General features: G+C 45.7%; 22 protein-coding genes and 1 other annotated feature. Of the genes, 21 read left to right on the top strand and 1 reads right to left on the bottom strand.

From position 1 onward, the window contains the following. Positions 1 to 28 precede the first annotated feature (28 nt). The 16 genes from D1B31_RS10335 to D1B31_RS10260 all read left to right on the top strand — a co-directional run bounded on the left by D1B31_RS10335 (position 29) and on the right by D1B31_RS10260 (position 18,486). Positions 29 to 712: a tetratricopeptide repeat protein gene (locus tag D1B31_RS10335; RefSeq protein WP_118920712.1), complete on the top strand. Its 684-nt coding sequence runs from the start codon at positions 29 to 31 to the stop codon at positions 710 to 712. A gap of 319 nt (positions 713 to 1,031) precedes the next feature. Further along, positions 1,032 to 3,503 carry an SF1B family DNA helicase RecD2 gene (gene recD2 / locus D1B31_RS10330; RefSeq protein ID WP_118920711.1) on the top strand — a complete coding sequence of 824 codons (2,472 nt, stop codon included), beginning with the start codon at positions 1,032 to 1,034 and terminating at the stop codon, positions 3,501 to 3,503. Between the two features lie 241 nt (positions 3,504 to 3,744). After that, positions 3,745 to 3,936: a hypothetical protein gene (locus tag D1B31_RS10325; protein ID WP_118920710.1), complete on the top strand. Its 192-nt coding sequence runs from the start codon at positions 3,745 to 3,747 to the stop codon at positions 3,934 to 3,936. 1,022 nt (positions 3,937 to 4,958) lie between these two features. Next, a complete protein-coding gene (locus D1B31_RS10320) occupies positions 4,959 to 6,032 on the top strand; it encodes an AI-2E family transporter (RefSeq protein ID WP_118920709.1) in 1,074 nt (357 codons plus the stop codon). Between the two features lie 95 nt (positions 6,033 to 6,127). Beyond that, positions 6,128 to 6,355: a binding site (T-box leader), on the top strand. Between the two features lie 77 nt (positions 6,356 to 6,432). Then, entirely contained in the window at positions 6,433 to 9,066 is a 2,634-nt protein-coding gene (gene alaS, locus D1B31_RS10315; protein ID WP_118920708.1) for an alanine--tRNA ligase, read from the top strand. Positions 9,067 to 9,139: 73 nt separating this feature from the next. Then, complete coding sequence (locus D1B31_RS10310; protein ID WP_048825694.1) at positions 9,140 to 9,406, top strand: IreB family regulatory phosphoprotein; 267 nt, start codon at positions 9,140 to 9,142, stop codon at positions 9,404 to 9,406. Positions 9,407 to 9,409: 3 nt separating this feature from the next. Beyond that, positions 9,410 to 9,826, top strand: a complete 417-nt coding sequence (gene ruvX / locus D1B31_RS10305; protein WP_118920707.1) for a Holliday junction resolvase RuvX — start codon at positions 9,410 to 9,412, stop codon at positions 9,824 to 9,826. Between the two features lie 12 nt (positions 9,827 to 9,838). Further along, the gene (locus D1B31_RS10300; RefSeq protein ID WP_118920706.1) at positions 9,839 to 10,129 is read left to right on the top strand and encodes a DUF1292 domain-containing protein; all 291 of its coding nucleotides are present in this window, start codon (positions 9,839 to 9,841) and stop codon (positions 10,127 to 10,129) included. Between the two features lie 213 nt (positions 10,130 to 10,342). Then, on the top strand, positions 10,343 to 11,479 hold the full coding sequence (gene mltG, locus D1B31_RS10295) for an endolytic transglycosylase MltG (protein WP_118920705.1): 1,137 nt from the start codon (positions 10,343 to 10,345) through the stop codon (positions 11,477 to 11,479). 247 nt (positions 11,480 to 11,726) lie between these two features. Further along, the gene (locus D1B31_RS10290; RefSeq protein ID WP_240035239.1) at positions 11,727 to 12,392 is read left to right on the top strand and encodes an O-methyltransferase; all 666 of its coding nucleotides are present in this window, start codon (positions 11,727 to 11,729) and stop codon (positions 12,390 to 12,392) included. After that, complete coding sequence (locus D1B31_RS10285) at positions 12,385 to 13,314, top strand: peptidase U32 family protein (protein ID WP_118920704.1); 930 nt, start codon at positions 12,385 to 12,387, stop codon at positions 13,312 to 13,314. The genes D1B31_RS10290 and D1B31_RS10285 overlap by 8 nt, the downstream gene beginning before the upstream one ends. 43 nt (positions 13,315 to 13,357) lie before the next feature. Next, a complete protein-coding gene (locus D1B31_RS10280; protein ID WP_118920703.1) occupies positions 13,358 to 14,626 on the top strand; it encodes a peptidase U32 family protein in 1,269 nt (422 codons plus the stop codon). 1 nt (position 14,627) lies between these two features. Continuing rightward, positions 14,628 to 15,263 (top strand): uridine kinase, encoded by a 636-nt coding sequence (gene udk, locus D1B31_RS10275; protein ID WP_118920702.1) that lies wholly within the window; start codon positions 14,628 to 14,630, stop codon positions 15,261 to 15,263. A 176-nt stretch (positions 15,264 to 15,439) separates the two neighbouring features. Then, positions 15,440 to 15,916 carry a transcription elongation factor GreA gene (greA, locus tag D1B31_RS10270; RefSeq protein WP_118920701.1) on the top strand — a complete coding sequence of 159 codons (477 nt, stop codon included), beginning with the start codon at positions 15,440 to 15,442 and terminating at the stop codon, positions 15,914 to 15,916. Positions 15,917 to 15,982: 66 nt separating this feature from the next. After that, the gene (locus D1B31_RS10265; RefSeq protein WP_118920700.1) at positions 15,983 to 17,743 is read left to right on the top strand and encodes a peptidoglycan D,D-transpeptidase FtsI family protein; all 1,761 of its coding nucleotides are present in this window, start codon (positions 15,983 to 15,985) and stop codon (positions 17,741 to 17,743) included. 68 nt (positions 17,744 to 17,811) lie between these two features. Beyond that, a complete protein-coding gene (locus D1B31_RS10260; protein WP_118920699.1) occupies positions 17,812 to 18,486 on the top strand; it encodes a YrrS family protein in 675 nt (224 codons plus the stop codon). A gap of 31 nt (positions 18,487 to 18,517) precedes the next feature. On the opposite strand, the gene D1B31_RS10255 is transcribed toward D1B31_RS10260, so the two are convergent. Then, positions 18,518 to 18,733 (bottom strand): DUF2536 family protein, encoded by a 216-nt coding sequence (locus D1B31_RS10255; RefSeq protein WP_420846088.1) that lies wholly within the window; start codon positions 18,731 to 18,733, stop codon positions 18,518 to 18,520. 164 nt (positions 18,734 to 18,897) lie between these two features. Between D1B31_RS10255 and D1B31_RS10250 the strand changes: the two genes are divergently transcribed. The 5 genes from D1B31_RS10250 (at position 18,898) to D1B31_RS10230 (ending at position 22,742) form a co-directional block, all read left to right on the top strand. Then, positions 18,898 to 19,539 carry a class I SAM-dependent methyltransferase gene (locus D1B31_RS10250; protein ID WP_118920697.1) on the top strand — a complete coding sequence of 214 codons (642 nt, stop codon included), beginning with the start codon at positions 18,898 to 18,900 and terminating at the stop codon, positions 19,537 to 19,539. Between the two features lie 13 nt (positions 19,540 to 19,552). Next, a complete protein-coding gene (gene mtnN / locus D1B31_RS10245; RefSeq protein ID WP_118920696.1) occupies positions 19,553 to 20,251 on the top strand; it encodes a 5'-methylthioadenosine/S-adenosylhomocysteine nucleosidase in 699 nt (232 codons plus the stop codon). Positions 20,252 to 20,277: 26 nt separating this feature from the next. After that, positions 20,278 to 21,201: a PLP-dependent cysteine synthase family protein gene (locus D1B31_RS10240; protein ID WP_118920695.1), complete on the top strand. Its 924-nt coding sequence runs from the start codon at positions 20,278 to 20,280 to the stop codon at positions 21,199 to 21,201. Positions 21,202 to 21,203: 2 nt separating this feature from the next. Then, complete coding sequence (locus D1B31_RS10235; RefSeq protein ID WP_118920694.1) at positions 21,204 to 22,337, top strand: bifunctional cystathionine gamma-lyase/homocysteine desulfhydrase; 1,134 nt, start codon at positions 21,204 to 21,206, stop codon at positions 22,335 to 22,337. A gap of 150 nt (positions 22,338 to 22,487) precedes the next feature. After that, positions 22,488 to 22,742, top strand: coding sequence for a YrhC family protein (locus tag D1B31_RS10230; protein ID WP_240035238.1), 255 nt, complete (start codon positions 22,488 to 22,490; stop codon positions 22,740 to 22,742). Positions 22,743 to 22,908 lie beyond the last annotated feature (166 nt).

Raw genomic sequence — 22,908 nt, 5'->3', positions numbered from 1 at the left:
TACTTTCACGTGACGGAGAGTGATAGAAATGGACAAAAATTTAAAAGGCATCGAATTGATGCAGGCAGGCAGCTGGGAAGAAGCTGCAAAGGCGTTTAATGATGCGATTGAAGAAAATCCGGATGATCCGGTTGCGTATATAAATTTTGGCAATCTTCTCGCCGCGACAGGTGATGAGGAGCGCGCCCTGAAATTTTTTGGAAAGGCGCTTAGGCTAGATGAAAATGCAGCCTCCGCTTATTATAGCATCGGGACGATACACTATAACAATCAAGACTTTGAAAAGGCCAAAGAGGCGTTCGAAGCCGCAATGAAAAAGGGCCTCGATAACAGCGACAACTTTTTTATGCTCGGAATGTCCCTTGTCCAACTCGGGAATAACCGGCTTGCACTTGCTTATTTGCAGCGCAGCACTGAACTGGACCCTGAAGACCCGGATGCCCGCTTTCATTATGGGCTATGCCTGGCGGAAGAAGGGCTGATCGACCATGCCATTCTGCAATTCGAGACCTGTATTCAAATAGACCCCGACCATGCGGATGCCTGCTACAACCTTGGAGTGGCATTTGCCTTTAAAGAACAGCCTGAAAAAGCGCTGGAAATGCTGGATGAAGCATTAAAAATCAATCCCGGTCACACAATGGCAGAAGAAGTGAAAAATATATTGACCGCATCCATGGGTAATAGTAATACAGAGGACTATATAGGTTAAACTAAAGGGTTGTGCGTAGTTGATTGGAGCGGAAGGCGCGAAGACTCCTCGAAAATGCTACGCCTTTTCTTCGTGCGTGAGTGAATTCAAGGATGCCAATCGATGTCCTGCGGGACGCGGCGGCAAGGTGGACCCCACAGGCGCAAAAGCGCCGAGGAGGCTCCACTGACACCCCGCGGAAAGCGAAGCGCCTCGTGACAGGCAAAAACCGCCTGTCCCTGCGATGATTATTCTCAGAAGCTTTCCTTTGTGAAGCGCAAATCAACAACCAAGTTCAAAAAATATCTAGAGCAGGACCAATGTTGAAAGGAGGGCGGCTATGGACCAGCAGAACTCACTCGACCTGTTTTCCGAACAAGGCAAATATGTCAAGGGCAGGCCGATTGTAACCATTTTTCATAATGAATCCAATTTGTACACAGTCGCGAGAATCAGAGTCGACGAAACGAATGAACCGTATGAAGACCGTGAAGCGGTCGTCACCGGCTATTTTCCAAAATTGCATGACCAGGAAGCATACATGTTTTTCGGTGAATTCAAAGATCATCCGAAATTTGGCCTGCAGTTCCAAGCCACCCATTTCAGGAAAGACATCCCCCAATCAAAGCAGGGAGTTGTCGCCTACCTTTCAAGCGAAATCTTTAAAGGAATCGGGAAAAAGACGGCCGAAAGCATTGTCGATGTACTAGGTGAAAACGCCATTTCAAAGATACTTAACGAGCCTTCCCTTTTGGATTCCATCCCGAAACTGGCCCCTGATAAAGCAAAAATGCTGTATGATACGCTGATGGAACACCAAGGTCTGGAGCAGGTGATGGTCGCGCTCAATCAATATGGCTTCGGCCCTCAGCTATCGATGCGAATCTTTCAAGTTTATAAAGAAACGACACTCGAGGTCATCCAGAGGAATCCTTATCGGCTTGTTGAGGATATTGAAGGAATTGGATTCGGGCGGGCCGATGAACTCGGCTATCAGCTTGGGATATCAGGAAACCATCCTGACAGAATAAAAGCGGCCTGTCTCTATACGCTTGAGTCCGAAAGCATTCAGGCCGGCCACGTCTATTTGGAGGCCCGCGAATTGCTTGAGAGGGTGAAGGCGCTTCTCGAGGAAAACCAGCGCGACCGGATTGAGTACGAGGATATTTCGACCGAGCTAGTGAAGCTTGAAGAGGAAGGGAAAGTGGCCGGTGAAGGGCAGCGCGCATATTTGCCTTCTCTTTATTATTCGGAAAAAGGGCTCGTTACGAACATGAAACGGATTCTTGAGCAAAAAGAATTCAGCTCACAATTCCCGGAATCGGAATTTTTGCTTGCACTTGGTGAACTGGAGGAGCGGCTTGGGGTTGAATACGCCCCTTCCCAAAAGGAAGCGATTCAGACGGCTATCCAATCGCCTATGATGATTTTGACAGGCGGGCCGGGAACGGGGAAGACAACGGTTATCAAAGGAATTGTCGAGCTTTACGCGGAGCTCCATGGCTTCTCGCTTGACCCTAAGGACCATCTAAAAAAAGATGAGCCGTTTCCAATCCTGCTTGCGGCCCCGACTGGCAGGGCGGCAAAAAGGATGAGTGAATCGACCGGGCTCCCGGCTGTCACGATTCACAGGCTTCTCGGCTTTAATGGCAGTGAGGGTTTCAGCCATGATGAAGAGGCCGTTTTGGAAGGGAAAATCCTGATTGTTGATGAAACATCCATGGTTGATACTTGGCTCGCCCATCAGCTTTTCAAGGCTCTTCCGGATAACATCCAGGTTATTCTTGTTGGCGATGAAGACCAGCTTCCATCTGTTGGGCCAGGCCAGGTTTTGAAAGACCTCCTCCGCTCCGAACGGATCCCGACTGTCAGGCTCACCGATATATATCGCCAGGCGGAAGGTTCGTCGATCATCCGGCTTGCACACGAAATTAAAAATGGCAGATTGCCGCAAGACTTGGCCGCCCAACAGCCTGATCGATCGTTCATAAAATGCAATGGCCATCAGCTTGCCCAGGTAGTGGAAAAGGTAGCGGCGAATGCAAGGAAAAAAGGCTATCATCCAAGGGACATACAGGTGCTGGCCCCGATGTATAAAGGCCCGGCCGGGATTGACAGGCTGAATGTCGTGCTGCAGGAACTCTTTAATCCAAACCCTGATGGGACAAGAAAGGAACTGGCTTTTGGTGATGTAAAGTACCGTATCGGCGACAAAGTACTCCAGCTTGTTAACCAGCCCGAAAGCAATGTTTTTAACGGGGATATCGGGGAAATCGTGTCGATTTTTTATGCAAAAGAAAATACCGAGAAACAGGACATGGTGATTATTTCGTTTGACGGAATTGAAGTCACCTATACCCGCCAGGATTTAAACCAAATTACCCATGCGTATTGCTGCTCGGTCCATAAAGCGCAAGGTAGCGAATTTCCGATTGTCATCATGCCGATCACTCGCAGCTATTATAGAATGCTGCGCAGGAATCTGATTTATACTGCCATCACACGAAGCAAGCAGTTCTTAATTCTTTGCGGCGAAGAAGATGCATTCCGGCTCGGGGTCGAAAGGAATGACGAGCAAACTAGACAAACGACGCTTGCCAATAGACTAATTGAAACGATAGAGGAACCTGTAAAGGATTCCCTGGGCGAAAAGACAGCCTTGCCGGGTGATAGAAAAAATTCCTCCGTTGAAGTGGAGAAACCTTCAACAAAAGACAAGCCTGCGGTTAAAGGATCTTCTTTAGAAGAAATCCTGAAGAAGACAGACCCACTCATCGGCATGGAAAACGTTTCCCCTTATGATTTCATGTGATTTGCTTGAAACTAACCACTTTCCAAAAACGTGGTTATATCTGGAAAATGAGTGTCGCTTGGCATTTCGAAGGACGTATATTTTTTGGAAGAAGAGGGCACAATCGTAGGGTACGAGCACTCGGATGGTTTCTTTTCGGACATGCAGGCTGGCAAAAGGATTTTTCAAATTAAGCCTCCCGCCGGCAATTGGAAAGAATGCCATCATCGTAAATGCTGAAACCACGTGAGGTGCCTTTCCAATGTTTAGTTGTCCAAACTGCCAAAGCAAGGATATCGGCAAAATCGGCATAAACCAGTATTATTGCTGGAATTGTTTTATTGAGCTTTCCCTGGCCAAAGGAGTGATTCATACTCATCAGGTTGAAGAAGATGGAACACTGAGCTCTCTTGACGATTTGTTTGAAGAGAATGAACGGCGGTATTCTAGTTGATTTTGCTTGAAGGCCGAGGAGCTTCTCCCCGGTCTTTTTCAATTTGTTGGTTATGGTAAATTTGGCTGTTGATTTCCACTTCGCAAGGGAAAGCTTTCGAGAATAATAATCGCAGGAACACAATCGAATGCTGCTATGCGACAGGAATCTAGTTTCGAGGGGTAATGCAGTCGCATAAGGAGTTCCTATGCGACAGGATTCCAATCGAGAGCATCAATGCAGTCGCATAAGCGCTTGCTATGCGACAGGCTTCCGTTTCAGAGCGGCCTTGCAGTCGCATAAAGACTTCCTATGCGACAGGATTCTGTTCCAGAGCGGCCTTGCAGTCGCATAAAGACTTCCTATGCGACAGGCTTCCGTTTCAGAGCGGCTTTGCAGTCGCATAAAGACTTCCTATGCGACAGGAATCTAGTTTCGAGGGGTAATGCAGTCGCATAAGGAGTTCCTATGCGACAGGATTCCGTTCCAGAGCGGCTTTGCAGTCGCATAAAGCCTTCCTATGCGACAGGATTCTGTTCCAGAGCGGCTTTGCAGTCGCAAAAGCGCTTGCTATGCGACAGAATTCCGTTTCAGAGCGGGCCTTGCAGTCACATAAGCGCTTGCTATGCGACAGGATTCTGTTCCAGAGCGGCTTTGCAGTCGCATAAAGACTTCCTATGCGACATGATTCTGTTCCAGAGCGGCTTTGCAGTCGCATAAAGACTTCCTATGCGACATGATTCTGTTCCAGAGCGGCCTTGCAGTCGCATAAAGACTTCCTATGCGACAGGCTTCCGTTTCAGAGCGGCTTTGCAGTCGCATAAAGACTTCCTATGCGACAGGCTTCCAATCGAGAGCATCAATACAGTCACATAAGCGCTTGTTATTCAACAGGAATTTGGCCCATAGCTAAAAAAGCTTCCTCGTAAATTCACCGCACGAACATTATTTATTACAATCGCTACTATGTTGAGAACCCATAACATTTTACGAGGCATAAATGCTCCATTCTTCTCAAAAACTACGAAGAAGGAGGTGCAGGCGTGAATATCCATGTAAAATGGTATTACCGGATCGGCTTTTTTCTTCTTCTTCTCGCAACAGTGTACATTCTAATGAAACTGAAGCCCTTCTGGTCCCCTGCGGGAACGGTAATTTGGTATATCCTCGTTCCGTTTATTGCAGCGGGGTTTATCGCATACCTTCTCCATCCGCTTGTAGAAAAGCTGAATGCGCGCGGGCTGCACCGCGGCCTGGCTGTCCTCCTTATCTATATCGTCTTTTTCGGCGGACTTGGCTACGGAGTATACAAAGGAGTTCCGGCATTCATAGAACAGATCAGGGAATTATCTTCAAGCGCACCGGCCTTTGCAGAGCAATACAGGGATTTTATCTCCAGCCTCGAGGAAAAAACGAAAGCGTGGCCTGTTGGCATCCAGGAAAGAATGGATAGGGGAATAACCAATGTTGAAGAGAAACTAATCGGTCTTTTTGACTTTGTTCTGGCCGGACTGGCAAATCTTGCGGACTCCATTTTGGTCATTGCTGTTATTCCATTTATCGCTTTTTATATGTTAAAGGATTATGAATTGATTAAAAGGACCGCATGGTATTTAACGCCGAAAAAATGGCGCCGCCAGGGAGTCCGATTCCTCAGTGACGTTAATGAATCTCTTGGAGGATATATTAGAGGCCAGTTGCTTGTCTGTGTTATTGTAGGCTTGGTTTCTTCGCTTCTATTCTGGTTTTTTGGTTTGCGTTTCCCGCTTCTGCTAGGGCTGGTTGTTGCCTTGACGAATGTCATTCCGTATTTTGGCCCAATTTTCGGTGCCATCCCGGCTGTCTTCATTGCAGCAACTATGTCAACCAAGCTTGTATTTATTACGCTGGGCATTGTTTTCGTCCTTCAGTTTATTGAGGGGAATGTTCTATCACCCTATATTGTAGGGAAAAGCCTACATATGCACCCTTTGCTCATCATGTTTTCAATCGTTGCCGGCAGTGAAATCGGTGGCATCCCAGGGCTGATCTTGGCAGTTCCGATCCTGGCTGTTACAAAAGTGGCGATTGTGCATGGTATATCCATTTTTGCCCAAGGAAGAGCGCAAAAAGAATAGAGTGAAGCTCTTGTAAAAATCACTGTCAAATTGGCTGTGCAAAATTGACAAACGGTTTCAGCATCGCTATAATGCGGCTATAGAATCATTTTGCTAAGAAAACGATGATGGATCGAGTATGTTATTGGCAATCCAACCGCAGCCTGCGGACAGAGAGGGCTTCCAAGGCTGGAAGAAGCCCAGGATGAAAAATAGCAGAAAGCTAATCCGGAGTGCAGCTAATTACTGCCGTCCTGCCGCGTTAAGGCAATATTGAGAGATGGGCGAAGCACTTTTTGCCCATAATCAGGGTGGTACCGCGAGAACAAGCTCTCGTCCCTGTCCAGGGATGAGGGCTTTTTTGTGTTTTCAGAAAGTAACAGCACCAATTTTAATGCAAATAATCTAGGAGGTTTAGCCGATGAAACAATTGACAGGTTCACAAATCAGAAAAATGTTTCTTGATTTCTTCCAGGAAAAAAACCACCATCTTGAGCCAAGCGCCTCGCTTGTGCCCCATGATGATCCGTCCCTTTTATGGATTAACAGCGGAGTCGCTACACTGAAGAAGTATTTTGACGGAAGGGTGATTCCGGATAATCCCAGGATAACGAATGCCCAAAAATCAATCCGGACAAATGATATTGAGAATGTCGGCAAAACAGCAAGGCACCATACATTCTTTGAAATGCTCGGGAACTTCTCGATTGGCGAGTATTTTAAGGAAGAAGCGATTGAATGGGCTTGGGAATTCTTAACCTCCGAAAAATGGATGGGGTTCGACCCTGAGAAATTATCGGTTACCGTCCATCCTGAGGACCACGAAGCATATGAATATTGGAAGAACAAAATCGGACTTCCAAAGGAGCGAATCATCCGCCTTGAAGGCAACTTCTGGGATATAGGCGAAGGCCCAAGTGGTCCGAACACAGAAATCTTTTATGACAGAGGCCCGGAATACGGGGATGACCCGAATGATCCCGAGCTATACCCTGGTGGCGAAAACGATCGTTATTTAGAAGTATGGAACCTTGTTTTCTCCCAGTTCAACCATAATCCAGACGGAACGTATACACCGCTCCCGAAGAAAAACATTGATACAGGGATGGGCCTTGAGCGGATGGCCTCTGTTGTCCAAAATGTACCGACAAACTTTGATACAGATTTGTTCATCCCAATTATCAGGGCAACTGAACAATTATCAGGAGCTAAATATGGCGAAGCAAAGGAAACAGATATTGCTTTCAAGGTGATTGCCGACCACATCCGGACCGTTTCGTTTGCGGTTGGGGACGGGGCGCTCCCTTCCAATGAGGGACGCGGATATGTGCTCAGGCGCTTGCTCCGCCGCGCGGTCAGATATGCGAAACAGATCGGTATCAACCGTCCATTCATGTATGAATTGGTCCCGGTAGTTGGGGAAATCATGCATGACTTCTATCCGGAAGTAATGGATAATCAGGAATTTATCCAAAAAGTTGTGAAAAACGAGGAAGAACGGTTCCATGAAACACTTCATGAGGGACTTGCCATCCTTGAGTCGGTTATCAAAAAAGAAAAGGAAAAGGGCAGCACTGTCATCTCGGGCAAAGATGTATTCAGACTGTATGACACGTACGGATTTCCAGTGGAACTGACCGAGGAATATGCGGAAGAGAGCGGAATGACAGTCGACCATGCCAGTTTTGAAGCGGAAATGGAAGCACAGCGGGAACGGGCACGCGCGGCTCGCCAGGATGTAGAATCCATGCAGGTTCAAAGCGGAGTGCTCGGTGACATCAAGGTGGAAAGTAACTTTGTTGGGTACGACCAGCTCGAAACCGAGGCGGAGGTCCTTGTCATTCTTAAGGACGGCGAACTGGCTGAAGAGGCTGTGGAAGGAGAAGAAATCCAATTCATCCTTGATCACACCCCATTCTATGCAGAGAGCGGCGGACAAATCGCTGATCAAGGCCACTTAATTGGCAATGGTGTTAAAGTTTTTGTGAAAGATGTTAAAAAGGCGCCAAACGGGCAAAACCTGCATAGAGCCATCGTAGAAGAAGGCACATTAGAAAAGGGCCAAAAAGTCGCCGCAGCGGTAAATAAGGAAAATCGAATAAAAATTATTAAAAACCATACCGCGACACATCTTCTGCATCAAGCATTAAAGGATGTGTTAGGGAATCATGTCAATCAGGCAGGCTCATTGGTTGAAGCCGATCGCTTGCGCTTTGACTTTTCCCATTTCGGCCAAGTTAAGCCTGAAGAGCTTGAGCAAATCGAAAAAATTGTTAACGAAAAAATATGGCAGAACATTCCCGTTGATATCTCCTTTAAGCCGATTGCCGAGGCGAAAGCAATGGGCGCCATGGCTTTATTTGGGGAAAAATACGGCGATGTCGTCAGGGTTGTGAATGTTGGAGATTACAGCCTCGAACTGTGCGGCGGCTGCCATGTTCCAAATACAGCTGTGATTGGATTATTCAAAATTTCCGCAGAAAGCGGCATTGGCGCAGGGACAAGGAGAATTGAAGCTTTCACAGGCGAAGGAGCGTACGAACTGCTGAACAGCCAAGTAGGCTTGCTGAAGGACGCTGCTGATAAACTGAAAGCAAAGCCGAAGGATCTTTCTACACGGATTGATGGCCTTCTTTCTGAATTGAAGCAGCTTCAAAGGGATAATGAATCCCTCGCTGCGAAGCTTGGACATATAGAAGCTTCGAATCTTTCTTCAAAAGCAAAGGAAGTAAACGGAGTGACCATTCTCTCCGCAACGATCCAAGGCCAGGATATGGCTGGGCTTCGTTCAATGGCGGATGATCTTAAGCAAAAACTTGGTTCCGGAGTGATTGTTCTAGGAAGCGCAAATGAAGGTAAGGTTAACTTGATCGCAGCCGTTACTCCAGATCTTATTAAAAAAGGATTCCATGCGGGTAAACTTGTCAAAGAAGTTGCTTTTAAGTGCGGCGGCAGCGGCGGCGGCCGTCCGGATATGGCACAGGCAGGCGGAAAAGACCCGTCTCAGCTCGAATCGGCGCTTCAATACGCAGAGCAATGGGTGAAATCAATTTGATAATCATGGCAATTAGTGTAGAATAAACGTATTACATTCTATTCAATGGAAATGAAAGGGCGAGGTGCATGCAATGAGCTCATTAGACAAAACAATGAGGTTCAATTTTCCTGAAGAGCCTTTTGAACATGATGTGGATGAAGTCCTTTTCCAGGTGCATGAAGCGCTTCAGGAAAAAGGGTACAACCCAATTAACCAGATTGTCGGCTATTTGCTGTCGGGTGACCCTGCATACATCCCGCGCCACAAGGATGCCCGTAACATCATCAGGAAGCTTGAGCGGGATGAAATCATTGAAGTGCTTGTAAAATTTTATTTAAAGCAAAAACGCGGAGGCTAATGCATGCGGATTCTGGGTCTGGATGTCGGCTCGAAAACAGTTGGCGTCGCCCTCAGCGATGAATTTGGATGGACAGCGCAAGGTCTGGAAACGATTAAGATCGATGAGGAAAAAAATGAGTTTGGTTTTGGCCGATTAGGAGCACTAATAAAAGAGTACGGCGTCGAGAGCGTCGTGATCGGCCTGCCGAAAAACATGAATGGCACAATCGGTCCGCGGGCCGAAGCAAGCCAACGCTATGCGGCGGAAGTGGAAAGGCTTTTTTCTATTCCGACTGTCCTTTGGGACGAGCGGTTAAGCACGATGGCTGCCGAAAGGGTTCTGCTTGAAGCAGATGTCAGCAGGAAAAAGCGTAAAAAGGTCATTGATAAAATGGCCGCCACGATGATCTTGCAAGGATATCTTGACAGTAAAAAGTAAAGGGTGACAGAAATGGAACATGGTGATAACCAGATTGTTGTAGTAGACGAAAACGGAAATGAACAATTGTATGAAATACTCTATACATTTGAATCAGACGAATTTGAAAAATCGTACGTCCTGTACTATGCTGCAGGTTCAGATGATAATGAAGATGAGGAAATTGAAATTCATGCCTCCTCATTTGTGCCGGGTGCCGAAGGGGAAGCAGGCGACCTGCTTCCAATTGAAACAGATGAAGAGTGGGACATGATCGAAGAAGTCCTGAACACGTTCCTTGATGAACAGGAAGACTACGAATAAGAATGACTAGTTAAGGGGCCTGCTGAAAAGCGGGCCTTTTTATTTTGGGCATACCCTGTTTTTTGGCAAAATTGACAACGATTTCAACTTATGCTGAAATTAAGACATTAGTTTTTGTAAAATATGAAGAATATTGTTGTATAATAGGCAAGAAACAGAGACATATTTTTTAGACAAGGCAGGTCCTGTCAAAAACAGGAGGGGAAAAGCAGAATGTCTGCTGACGAAAAAAACGCAAAAAAGGAAATCATCCGCCAAAAGATGATTGAGCACCAAAGTGAAGCTAGGGTTGTCCGGAAAATCGTCCTGCTCATTACAGTGACCATCATCGTACTCGCAGGGGTTATTGGAGGCGGGAGCTATTTATATGTTAAATCGGCACTAAAGCCCGTGGATCCAGAAAGCAAGGAAACAAGGGAGGTTACAATTCCAATCGGCTCATCAGTGACTGGAATTGCCAATGAGCTTGAAAAAAGCGGCGTCATTAAAAATGCCCGTATTTTCAAGTATTATGTTAAATTCAACAACGAATCAGGCTTTATGGCTGGCGATTACAAGATGACCCCGGCGATGACCATTCCAGAAATCATCAAAAGCCTGAAGACAGGGAAGGTTGTGCAAAGGGCAAAATTCAAAATGGCTGTCCCGGAAGGAAAGCAGCTGTCTGAAATTGCGGCAATCGTTGCCAAAGCAACCGGACAGACTGAGGAAGACGTTTTCGCAAAGCTGAATGATGCTGAATTTATTAAAGGGCTGATGGCAAAATATCCGGACCTTCTGACAAAAGATATATTGGATAAAAAAGTCAAGCATCCTTTAGAGGGTTACCTCTATCCGGCGACTTATCCGATCTACAAAGACAATCCAACCGTCGATGAGCTAGTGGTCGATATGCTCAATAAAACAAAGTCTGTTCTCGCACCATACAATGAAACGATGGCTGAGAAAAAACTCACGCCTCACCAGCTGCTGACAATGGCCTCACTCATAGAAGAAGAGGCAACTGAAAAAGCGGACAGGCATAAAATTTCAAGCGTTTTTTATAATCGAATCGAAACTGGCATGCCGCTCCAAACAGACCCGACAGTCCTTTATGCACTAGGAAAGCATAAGCATCGAGTTCTTTATAAGGATTTGGAAGTGGAATCGCCTTATAATACGTACAAATATGCAGGTTTGCCGCCGGGCCCAATAGCAAATGCGGGCAAAATGTCGATTGAAGCCGCGCTGAATCCTGATGAAACAAAGTATTACTACTTCCTTGCCTCAAAAGACGGAGAAGTGCATTTTTCCAAGACACTGCAGGAGCACAACCGCTTAAAGGCGAAGTATATCACAAATAACAAATAATTTTGACAGGGGAAAAACGATGGATTTTCCCCTTTTTCTATGATAAAATAGTTCAAGTGTTTTAAAGGACTAACTTAAAAATTATGTTGCTTTATCGTGAAAAACGTCAGAGACAGGAAAAGCCTGGTGACGGCAATCTTTTAATATTCAATAGCGTCAATCGCAACAAACTGGTGGTGCATGTTATGCGAGGTTGTTGTGAACGCTATTTTTTCGTGTCTAAAGCAATTTTAAGCGTGAATTCGGAGTGATAACCTTGTTGTTAAATGAGAAACTGCAAACCTACCTAGACAGTTTGATCCCTCCGCGTCCAAGCCTTTTGACTGAGATGGAAGCTTTTGCAAAAGAAAACAACGTTCCGATTATGGAGCCGGCAGGAATGGAACTGCTTCTTCAGGTTTTAAGAATCCATCAACCCTCAAGGATTCTTGAAATAGGGACGGCAATTGGCTATTCGGCGCTCAGGATGGCATATGTTCTACCAAAAGCACAAATTATTTCAGTTGAAAGGGATCCAGAACGTTTCAGCCAGGCAATAAACAATATCTCACATTCAGAAGCAGCGGATAGAATACAATTGATTCAAGGCGACGCTCTGGAAACTGTCAATGAAGCGGCTTCCCACGGTCCTTTCGATGCCATTTTTATCGATGCGGCGAAAGGGCAGTATCGTAAATTCTTCTCTCTTTATTCGCCTTATTTAAGGGAAGGGGGAATTATGATTACGGATAATGTCCTGTTTAAAGGCCTTGTCTACGAGACTGAAAATGAGAACCGCAGGCTTGCAAAGCTTGCCGAAAAAATAAATGGCTACAATCAGTGGCTGATTGGCCAAAAGGATTACGTAACCACCATTCTCCCAGTAGGGGATGGAATTGCGATTAGTTTAAAAAGAGGTGAAATACATGAATAAGCCGGAATTGCTCATAACACCTACAAGCGTTGAAGATATTGTACCGCTTGCCGAAGCGGGTGCCGATGCATTTGTAATTGGTGAGGAACGCTACGCTTTAAGGCTTGCCGGTGAATTTAACCGGGAAGCGGTCAAGGAGTCCATCCGCCTTGCCCGTGGGAAGGGAAAAAAGGTTTATGTTTCTATGAATGCACTTTTCCATAATGAAAAAGTGGACGAGCTTTCGGATTATCTCGCATTTGTGGCAGAAGCAGGCGCGGATGCTGTGACTTTTGGAGACCCGGCCGTATTGATGGCAGCACGTGAAGCAGCACCGGACCTGAAGCTTCATTGGAATACTGAAACTACCGCCACCAACTGGTATACGTGCAATTACTGGGGTAGGAAAGGCGCGAAAAGAGCAGTGCTCGCTCGTGAAATCAATATGGATGCAATTGTTGAAATAAAGGAAAACGCTGAAGTGGAGATCGAAGTCCAAGTCCATGGGATGAGCTGCATGTTCCAATCGAAACGTTCTTTGCTTGGCAACTACTTCCTCTACCAGGGAAAAGAGATGGAAATTGAAAACCGCCGCCTTGAAAAGGTTATGTTCCTTCATGACAAGGAACGGGGAACCAAATATCCTATTTTTGAAGATTCAAATGGAACGCATATTATGAGCCCAAACGACATTTGCATCATAGATGAACTGGAAGACATGCTTGATGCAGGGATTGATTCCTTTAAAATTGATGGGATCATGAAATCTCCGGAATATATCATTGAAGTGACCCGGCTGTACAGACAGGCCATTGACCTTTATTTCGAGGATCCTGACAAGTATGACGATAGGAAGGAAGAATTCCTCGAGAAAATAGAGGAACTCCAGCCGCCATCCAGGCCACTTGACACAGGATTTTTCTTCAAAGAAACCGTTTATTGATATAGGATTCAGCTCAACTTCGAGAAAAAGGAGGTAGTTGGCCGTGAACGCTGTAAAAGATAAAATATCCGAGATAATTGACGGGAAACGGGTTATTGTAAAAAAACCCGAATTGCTCGCCCCAGCAGGCAATCTGGAGAAGCTAAAAATTGCAGTCCGCTACGGAGCGGATGCCGTCTTTATCGGCGGCCAGGAATATGGCCTCCGCTCAAATGCCGATAATTTCACTTTTGAAGAAATGAAAGAGGGCGTTGAGTTTGCCCGCAAATACGGAGCCAAAATTTACGTTACAACGAATATTTTTGCCCATAACGAAAATATTGACGGGCTTGAAGAGTATTTAATGGGGCTTAGTGAAGCTGGAGTTGCCGGAATTATCGTTGCCGATCCCCTCATTATTGAGACATGTCGAAAAGTGGCGCCAGAAATTGAAGTCCACTTAAGCACTCAGCAATCTCTCTCAAATTGGAAGGCTGTCCAATTCTGGCAGGAGGAAGGGTTGGAACGGGTTGTGCTTGCCAGGGAAACGAGTGCGGAAGAAATCCGGGAAATGAAAGAAAAAACGAACATTGAAATTGAAACATTTATCCATGGCGCGATGTGTATTGCCTATTCAGGAAGATGCACGTTGAGCAACCATATGACTGCAAGGGACTCAAACCGTGGCGGCTGCTGCCAATCATGCCGTTGGGATTATGATTTATATCGGCTGAATGGCGACGATGAAACACCAATGTATGATGAAAACGATTCACCTTTTGCAATGAGCCCGAAGGATTTGAACCTTCTACAATCTATTCCAAAAATGATTGAGCTTGGGATCGACAGCCTGAAAATAGAAGGCAGGATGAAATCGATACACTATGTCGCTACAGTTGTCAGTGTGTACAGGAAACTAATCGATGCCTACTGCGCGGATCCGGACAACTTTGAGATCAAGCAGGAATGGATTGATGAGCTTGATAAGTGTGCAAACAGGGAAACCGCACCTGCATTCTTTGCAGGAGTGCCAGGGTATAAAGAGCAGATGTTTGGCAATCATAGCAAAAAGACAAGATTCGATTTCGTTGGTCTAGTACTTCAGTACGACCTGGAAACCAAAATTGTCACCTTGCAGCAGAGGAACTTTTTTAAGCCAGGCGATGAAGTAGAATTTTTCGGTCCGGAAATTAATAATTTCACCGCTGTTATTGAAAGAATTTGGGATGAAGACGGTACAGAGTTGGATGCCGCCCGTCATCCTCTGCAAATTGTCAAATTTAAGCTAGACAAGCCGGTTTACCCGAACAACATGATGCGGAAGGAGAACTAAGATGGGACGCAAACCAGTTGTTATTGGGGTAGCTGGGGGCTCCGGTTCCGGTAAAACCTCGGTCACAAAAGCAATTTTTGAAAGCTTTAAGGGTCATTCAATATTGATGATTGAACAGGATTATTACTACAAAGACCAGAGCAACCTGCCATTTGAGGAGCGGTTGAAGACAAACTATGACCATCCTTTGGCATTCGACAATGATTTATTGATTGATCATCTAAAGATGCTCTTGAACAAAGAGCCAATAGAAAAGCCTGTGTATGATTATGCTCTTCATACGAGGTCAAAGGAAGTCATCCATGTAGAACCAAAGGATGTCATCATCCTAGAAGGAATTCTTATTCTGGAAGATGAGCGCTTGCGGAACCTAATGGATATCAAGTTGTTTGTCGACACGGATGCCGATATCCGGATTTTGAGAAGGCTCCAGAGGGATATCGAAGAGCGTGGCAGGACAGTTGAATCTGTTATTGGCCAGTACGTCAATGTTGTTAGGCCGATGCACAATCAGTTCGTCGAGCCGACAAAACGGTATGCGGATGTCATCATACCGGAAGGCGGACACAATTATGTTGCAATTGATTTAATGGTCACAAAAATTCAAACGATTCTTGAACAAAAGTCTATTTTGTGAAACAATAGCATAGAAAATAGAAAAGCGGTTTAGCACTTTTTATTCACATTCATGGCAGGGCAGCCTGCATGTATATTTTTTTGATGCGCGCCCTGTAACAGGACGCGCTAGATATGTATTGGGGAATAATCTACATATTAAAACATTGACTGTAATGACTTGAAGGAGTGAACATTGTGGCAACTGAAAAAGTATTTCCAATGACACAAGCAGGTAAAGATAAATTGGTGCAAGAGCTTGAGAATCTCAAGACGGTAAAGCGTAAAGAAGTAGTGGAGCGGATTAAAATCGCACGCAGTTTCGGTGACTTGTCCGAAAACTCCGAGTACGATTCCGCCAAAGAGGAGCAGGCTTTTGTAGAAGGCCGCATTACAACCCTAGAAAATATGATCAGAAACGCAATCATCATTGATGAGAGTGAAATAACCGGCGATGCAGTAGCACTGGGAAGACGTGTTACATTCGTCGAGCTGCCTGACGGAGAGGAAGAAACCTATTCCATTGTCGGAAGCGCTGAAGCGGATCCGTTTGAAGGGAAGATTTCCAACGATTCTCCGATCGCAAAAAGCCTGATAGGCAAAAAAGTGGGCGACACAGTTTCCGTCCAGACACCTGGCGGTGAAATGACTGTAAAAATTATCTCCATCCAATAACAATCCATCCAAGATAAACGTTTGAAAAACAGACACCTCGTCAAAGCTTGTGACGAGGTGTTCTTTATGTGGAAAAAACGCACGATTCAGTTGGGAGCAGTAGTTATATTGGGAATTTTCCTGCTGCTGTTCAGACTCATGCAGCTCCAGCTTTGGCAGGCGGAGGATTTTACATCCAGGCATATTAATCTTGTTGAGGATAGTGTAAGGCAGAGATCACAGGAGGTAGTAATTGACGACGGTAGGGGAAGCATACTTGACCGGAACGAGAATTTGATAACGCACAAAAAAGTTCCGGTCCTTATTCTTTTTCCGTTTTTGCAAAAGATAAATTGGCCCCATGAGAAAGTCGCTGCCATTTTAGGAATAGACGAGGGTGAATTGTTGGAGGCCATTAAGAGGATTAAAGAGCCAATCATGTACGGGGGATCACAGCCTTTTGTCTTATCACAATGGCAAATTGAGGCGATCAATTCGCTGAAAGTCCCTGGGGTATTTGCGGTTGAGCGGAAAATTGCCCTTGAAAAGGCACCGGCCAGGCAGCTTGTCGGGGTGCTGGGTGAAAACGAGAAGCTTGCAAAAGAGCGTTATCCGGACAAGGAGATGCTATCAAAGACCATTATTGGCGTATCAGGGCTGCAGAAAAGCTTTGATGCATTTTTAGTTGGCGAAGGAAAGACCAAGCTTGTATATCATGTGGATGCGATTGGCAACCCGTTATTCGGCGCCAGTGTCAAATACACGAATCTGGAAAACTCATTGTATCCAGCTACCCTGAAAATGACACTTGATCTTAAAATCCAGCAAAAAGCGGAAGAACTCGCTGACGCCCACGGTATAAAAAAGGGTGGGATTGTTTTGTTGGACGTGGGGACTAATAGCCTTCTCGCAATGGTATCGCGGCCGGACCCAAATGAAAAAAATCCATTCAGCGGCAGCGGGCTTTCGAATCTTATGCTTAAGGAACAAATTGTTGGATCGGTTTTTAAGACAGTTATCGCCGCGGCCGCGATTGAAAACGGTCTGGCAGATTCACCAAGATTGTTTGATTGCAGCAGGAAGATAAATGGGCAGCGCGATTTACAATACAATTACGGTTTACTGAATTTTGAAGAGAGTTTTGCCAGGAGCTGCAACAATGCATTCGCCGAAATGGCGAAAGATTTGCAGAAGATTGACCCTGGCCTCATTGAAGAGTATGCCACTCGGCTTTCTTTGACAGGAAGGGCGGGTTGGGAAGGAAATGTGTATCATATGGCGGGGTTTCGCCAATTGCCTGAAGAAGAACCGGGGAGGGTTTTCCTTACTGACAGTGAGCGGAAGGATCCGAACTTTGCGGCTTTGACTGGAATTGGCCAGAAAGAAGTGAGGGTGACACCACTCGCAGTGGCCAATATGATGGCAACCATCGCAAGAGGAGGAGCGAAAGAACAGGTGAGGGCAGTATCTGAAATTGAATATAAAAATAGTTCTACAATGTTTTCATTTCAACAAGAACCACTGCCTGGTCGAACCATTGCACCCGAAACCGCCCAGGAACTTCAAAAGCTGCTGCGCAGAGTTATCACAGATAGCAATGGAACCGGCAGATGGTTCGCGGGCCTTCCTTATGAGGTAGCCGGAAAGTCGGGAACAGCGGAGACAGGAAGATTTTTAGAAGACCGGCAGCTCCACAATAAGTGGTTTGCAGGCTATTTTCCTTTCGACAAGCCGCGCTACGCACTTGTGGCGGTCAACCTTGATGTATTCGAGGATGAAGGCGGGGTAAATCCTCTTTTCTCGGATATGGTGAAATTTTTATACTCTTATGACCAACGGGCTGAATAGGTTATTCCTTCATCTTTCGGGCTTCTCATGATAAAATAATGACAATCTTTCTTAGGGAGGCCATGTGAATGGATAATCAATACCAAAACGGTACCCGCTCGCGATACCGCGCAAAAAGAAAAAAGACAAATATTATATTAAATAGCCTAATTGCCATTGTTATTCTACTCATCCTGGCGGTTGGCTTTTCAATCTTTGCCAATAATGATGATGCGGCTCCACCAAAACAAGCTGAAAAAGCAGAGGCAGGGGCCAATGCGAAAAAACCTGATCCCAATTCCAGTGAAGGCAAGGAGCAGGCCGGTAGCAATGAAAACGAATCCGATGAAAATGAAGCTGACCAAAATGAAAACGGGTCAGATGAGTCTACGGCTGAGGAAGAGGAATCCGCGGAGCCTGTTGTCCAAGAAGGCGGAAGCTCTCCAAATGTAAAGAGCACGATTGAAAATCCGGGATGGAAGCCAGCAGGGACAAGCCAGACCGGTCCTCACGAAGTCACGGTTCAACAAGGGACTGCTGACTGGGATGATATGCACAATGCACTTGCGCAAGCCATTGGAACAGATAAAAACAATATGACAACTTGGTGGCTTGAAAGAGACAGGAGCACCGAAGGAGGAGCCATCGGCACTGTAACGGCAAAAGGCAGCGACCAGGCTTACCGTGTTTATATTCAATGGGTAGACGGCCAGGGATATAAACCAGTAAAAGTTGAAGAGCTATATGAAAATGATAAAAAGTAATGAAAGGCAGGGGGCGATTTTTCGCCCCCTGCTATTTTTTTAGTTTAAAATGGACTGCAGCCGTGAAATAAGCTTGGCCGTTTTCATTCACATGCATCTGATGGGATACCGACTGGACATGAAGCATGATCGCTCGATTCGTTTCAATTTGCGCAGCAATTTTTTGCTCCAGTGTCTTCAGGTTTGTTGCCTCAAAAAATTCAATTTTATCCTCAAACAAGTCAAAATTCAGGTTCAATGCTGACATCCTCTCCATATATTCCAGTCTATTGTAGCGAAAGCCTCACGTTCTTTGCAATCACCCTGTTGAAGAGTAATCTAATATGTGGTAAATTGGGAACAAGGTTTTCATTAAATCATAGTATATCAATAGGAATTATGTGTTTAAAAATAAATGGAGCGTGAATATAAATGGGCAGGGAATTTCTCGATTTATTTGAGGTTTGGGCGGATTCTTATGATCAGTCTGTTGATGGGCACGATAAAGAATATGCAGAAGTCTTTAGGGGTTATGAGGATATACTCGATTCAGTTGCTTCCCGAGCAGCGGGCCATGTCGTGGAATTCGGATTGGGTACAGGAAACCTGACGATGCTTCTTTTATCACGTGGCCATAAAGTCACCGGGATTGAGCCATCGCCGGCAATGAGAAAGATTGCGGAAGAGAAGCTGTCTGGCAGAGCTTCAATCCTCGATGGGGATTTTCTTAACTTCCCTGAATTGGATGAACCGAGGACATTCGTCAGTACGTACGCATTCCACCATTTGACCGATGATGAGAAAAAGGAAGCTATAGCCCTTTATGGCAAAATTTTGCCTGTTGGTGGTAAAATAGTATTTGCGGATACGATGTATGAAAGCAAAGAAGCTTTCAACAATGCGATCAATGATGCAAAAAACAAGGGCTTCCATAACCTGGCTGCCGATCTTGAGCGTGAGTACTATACAACGATTCCTATTTTGCAAAACATGCTTGAAGAAAACGGTTTCCGCTCGAGCTTTACAAAGTGCAATGAGTTTGTCTGGCTTATGGAAGCAATAAAAAAAGAGTGAAAGAGGTATTCGAATGAAAATAGCCATAATCGGAGCAATGGAAGAAGAAGTGTCCCTGTTAAGAAGTAACATAAAAGGCCAAACCCGGGAAGTCGTTGCCGGCTGTGAATTTACCTTTGGTGAAATGGATGGAACGGAAGTAATCCTGCTCCGCTCTGGTATCGGAAAGGTAAATGCGGCAATGTCGACGACGATTCTTTTAGAAAAATACAAGCCTGACGCGGTGATCAACACAGGCTCTGCAGGTGGTTTCGATCCTTCACTTGAAGTGGGCGACGTAGTCATCTCCTCTGAGGTTAGGCACCATGATGTTGATGTGACGGCTTTTGGCTATGAATATGGCCAGGTTCCCCAGCTCCCGGCTGCTTACTTGCCTGGTGAAAAGCTTGTTGCGGTTGCCGAGAAAGCCGCTAGTGAAATTGAAGGAATTCAAATTATCAAAGGCATGATTGCAACGGGCGACTCGTTCATGAATGACCCTGAAAGAGTGGAATACGTGCGGACGAAATTTACGGGTCTTCAAGCGGTTGAGATGGAGGCGGCTGCTGTCGCACAGGTGGCACACCAGTTCAATGTTCCGTTTGTCATCATCCGCTCTTTGTCCGATATCGCGGGGAAGGAATCGGGCATTTCCTTCGAGCAGTATCTTGATAAAGCCGCCCAAAATTCTGCAAATCTTGTAATGAAAATCGTATCAGCTTATTCGAAGTAATTTGGGACTGAACAGGGGGAGGAAACTTGAACGTATACAGCGGTGTCCATGAATTAATCGGAAATACCCCGGTCGTTGAAATCAGGTCTTTTCCATTGCAGGAAGGGGTTCGGATTTTTGCAAAATTGGAATTCATGAATCCGGGTGGCAGTGTGAAAGACAGGCTCGGGCTGGAATTACTACGTGAAGCATTTGAAACTGGGAAACTTCGTGCGGGCGGAACCATCATTGAACCGACCGCTGGGAATACTGGTATCGGGCTGGCGCTGGCTGCAATCAATAAAGAGATTCAGGTTGTTTTTTGCATACCTGAAAAATTCAGCATTGAAAAGCAGGAAATCATGAAAGCACTTGGTGCCAAGGTCGTCCACACTCCTACAGAAGAGGGGATGAAGGGCGCCATCCGCAAAGCGGAGGAACTGCTAAAGGAAATTCCGAATTCCTATTGTCCGCAGCAGTTTGCCAACCCTTCGAATCCACAAACCTATTATAAAACACTCGGTCCCGAGCTTTGGACCCAGCTTAATGGCGAGATAGATATATTCGTAGCCGGTGCGGGCACTGGCGGAACATTCATGGGCACGGCCCGTTTTTTGAAGGAAAAGAACGAGAAAATAAAAACGGTCATCGTTGAACCGGAAGGCTCCATTCTGAATGGCGGTGAATCCGGCCCGCATAAAACCGAAGGCATTGGCATGGAATTCCTGCCGGGCTATATGGATACAAGCTATTTTGATTCCATCCATACTGTAATGGACGAAGATGCGTTCAGGCTGGTGAAGGAATTGGCTGCAAAAGAAGGGCTGCTTGTCGGAAGTTCGTCTGGCGCCGCTTTCCATGCAGCGCTCCTTGAAGCGGCGAATGCACCGGCCGGCACCAATGTCGTTGTCATTTTTCCTGATGGAAGCGAGCGTTATTTAAGCAAAAAGATTTATGAAGGCGGGATATAAAAATGAAACGTAAAACAAGATTAATCCATGGCGGCATTCCAACTGATCCGCAAACAGGCGCGGTTTCGTTTCCTATTTATCAAGTCAGCACTTATAAGCAGGAAAGTGTCGGGAACTTTAAAGGGTACGAATACTCAAGGACTGGTAATCCAACGAGACACGCACTCGAAGAGTTGATAAAAGACCTTGAAGGCGGCTATGCTGGATTTGCCTTCGGTTCAGGTATGGCTGCGATGACGGCAGTCATGATGATGTTCAATTCCGGCGACCATGTGATATTGACTGATGATGTTTACGGCGGTTCTTTCCGTGTCATGACGAAGGTCCTGAACCGGATGGGTATTGACACAACTTTTGTTGATACTAGCAATCTCGATAATATTGCAAGCGAAATCAGGCCGAACACAAAGGCGATCCACCTCGAAACGCCAACAAACCCACTGATGAAAATTACCGATATTGCCGGGGTGGCAAAATTGGCGAAGGAACATGGTTTGCTTACAATCGTGGACAATACATTCTCCACGCCATTTTGGCAAAACCCGATTGAACTTGGCGCGGATATTGTTTTGCACAGCGCGACTAAGTATTTAGGCGGCCATAGCGACGTTGTAGCCGGCCTTGCCGTTGTAAATAGCGAGAAGCTTGCCGAGGAGCTGCATTTTGTCCAAAACTCCACAGGAGGCGTGCTTGGGCCTCAGGATTCCTGGCTGCTAATAAGGGGAATCAAGACCCTTGGAATCCGCATGGAAGAAATGGAAGGCAATACAAATGCGATCGTCGATTTCCTTGTTAACCATAGTGGAGTTAAAAAAGTATTCTACCCGGGACTTGAGGACCATCCGAACCACTCGCTTGCCAAGAAGCAAGCGCGAGGCTTTGGAGGAATGATATCGTTCGACGTGGGAAGCGGTGAAAAAGCTGATGAACTGTTAAGCAAGCTAAAATACTTTACACTTGCTGAAAGCCTTGGCGCGGTTGAGAGCTTGATATCCGTTCCAGCAAGAATGACCCATGCATCCATCCCCGCGGAGCGGCGTGCAGAGCTCGGTATTACTGAAGGGCTCGTCAGAATTTCGGTTGGGCTAGAAGATGTTGAGGACTTGATTGAAGATCTAAAAAACGCATTGGAATAAATCCCTATTAAAGCCGGCCCTTTCGTAGGCCGGCTTTAGCTTTACGCTAACCTAAACAATGTTCCAACAATGTTAATAATTACATCGCTCACTAGGCTGATAAATATGTTAAATTAGATTAGTATTCTTTTAGAAAAGCAGGTGAGCGATGTGCAAAAACAGGCAAAGAACCTATATGAAAAAATGTGCGATACAAAATGGTTTGGCATTGTCTTATTGGCAGCCGGCTCATTTTTCTATCTTGGAACCATTCTCCCTACTACATCCGCGAATCACCTAGATCAGATTGGCATGTCAGTGGCCTCACTCGTTTTTCTGGCAGGATCGATTCTCTTTTTGCAAAAATCAAGGGAGTACCGAGAAATGTTATTAGAACATGAGGATGGAGAAGAATATTTCTCCTAATATATAATGGCGCCCCTATGTGGGCGTTTTTTTGTTGCCGCGTGCCCAGGCAAGCCGTTAATTGCTAATTGGTGAAAGTCCAATCTGAGTAAGTACCAAGACGCTCATTAGCTGACAGGCAACTGGTGGAGAAATCCTAAGGTTGAAGCCCTGTGACAACGTAACC

The sequence above is a fragment of the Neobacillus notoginsengisoli genome (assembly GCF_003515685.1).
Taxonomy (GTDB): Bacteria; Bacillota; Bacilli; order Bacillales; family Cytobacillaceae; genus Bacillus_D; species Bacillus_D notoginsengisoli.
Note: the sequence above shows the minus strand (reverse complement) of the source record. Positions and strands in the feature narration are given on the sequence as shown.

Bases quoted from the DNA above. Each gene is read 5' to 3' on its own strand.
- D1B31_RS10335 (WP_118920712.1), top strand. From the start codon at position 29: ATGGACAAAAATTTAAAAGGCATCGAATTGATGCAGGCAGGCAGCTGG.
- recD2 (WP_118920711.1), top strand. From the start codon at position 1,032: ATGGACCAGCAGAACTCACTCGACCTGTTTTCCGAACAAGGCAAATAT.
- D1B31_RS10325 (WP_118920710.1), top strand. From the start codon at position 3,745: ATGTTTAGTTGTCCAAACTGCCAAAGCAAGGATATCGGCAAAATCGGC.
- alaS (WP_118920708.1), top strand. From the start codon at position 6,433: ATGAAACAATTGACAGGTTCACAAATCAGAAAAATGTTTCTTGATTTC.
- D1B31_RS10310 (WP_048825694.1), top strand. From the start codon at position 9,140: ATGAGCTCATTAGACAAAACAATGAGGTTCAATTTTCCTGAAGAGCCT.
- ruvX (WP_118920707.1), top strand. From the start codon at position 9,410: ATGCGGATTCTGGGTCTGGATGTCGGCTCGAAAACAGTTGGCGTCGCC.
- D1B31_RS10300 (WP_118920706.1), top strand. From the start codon at position 9,839: ATGGAACATGGTGATAACCAGATTGTTGTAGTAGACGAAAACGGAAAT.
- mltG (WP_118920705.1), top strand. From the start codon at position 10,343: ATGTCTGCTGACGAAAAAAACGCAAAAAAGGAAATCATCCGCCAAAAG.
- D1B31_RS10285 (WP_118920704.1), top strand. From the start codon at position 12,385: ATGAATAAGCCGGAATTGCTCATAACACCTACAAGCGTTGAAGATATT.
- udk (WP_118920702.1), top strand. From the start codon at position 14,628: ATGGGACGCAAACCAGTTGTTATTGGGGTAGCTGGGGGCTCCGGTTCC.
- D1B31_RS10265 (WP_118920700.1), top strand. From the start codon at position 15,983: ATGTGGAAAAAACGCACGATTCAGTTGGGAGCAGTAGTTATATTGGGA.
- D1B31_RS10260 (WP_118920699.1), top strand. From the start codon at position 17,812: ATGGATAATCAATACCAAAACGGTACCCGCTCGCGATACCGCGCAAAA.
- D1B31_RS10255 (WP_420846088.1), bottom strand. From the start codon at position 18,733: ATGTCAGCATTGAACCTGAATTTTGACTTGTTTGAGGATAAAATTGAA.
- D1B31_RS10250 (WP_118920697.1), top strand. From the start codon at position 18,898: ATGGGCAGGGAATTTCTCGATTTATTTGAGGTTTGGGCGGATTCTTAT.
- mtnN (WP_118920696.1), top strand. From the start codon at position 19,553: ATGAAAATAGCCATAATCGGAGCAATGGAAGAAGAAGTGTCCCTGTTA.
- D1B31_RS10235 (WP_118920694.1), top strand. From the start codon at position 21,204: ATGAAACGTAAAACAAGATTAATCCATGGCGGCATTCCAACTGATCCG.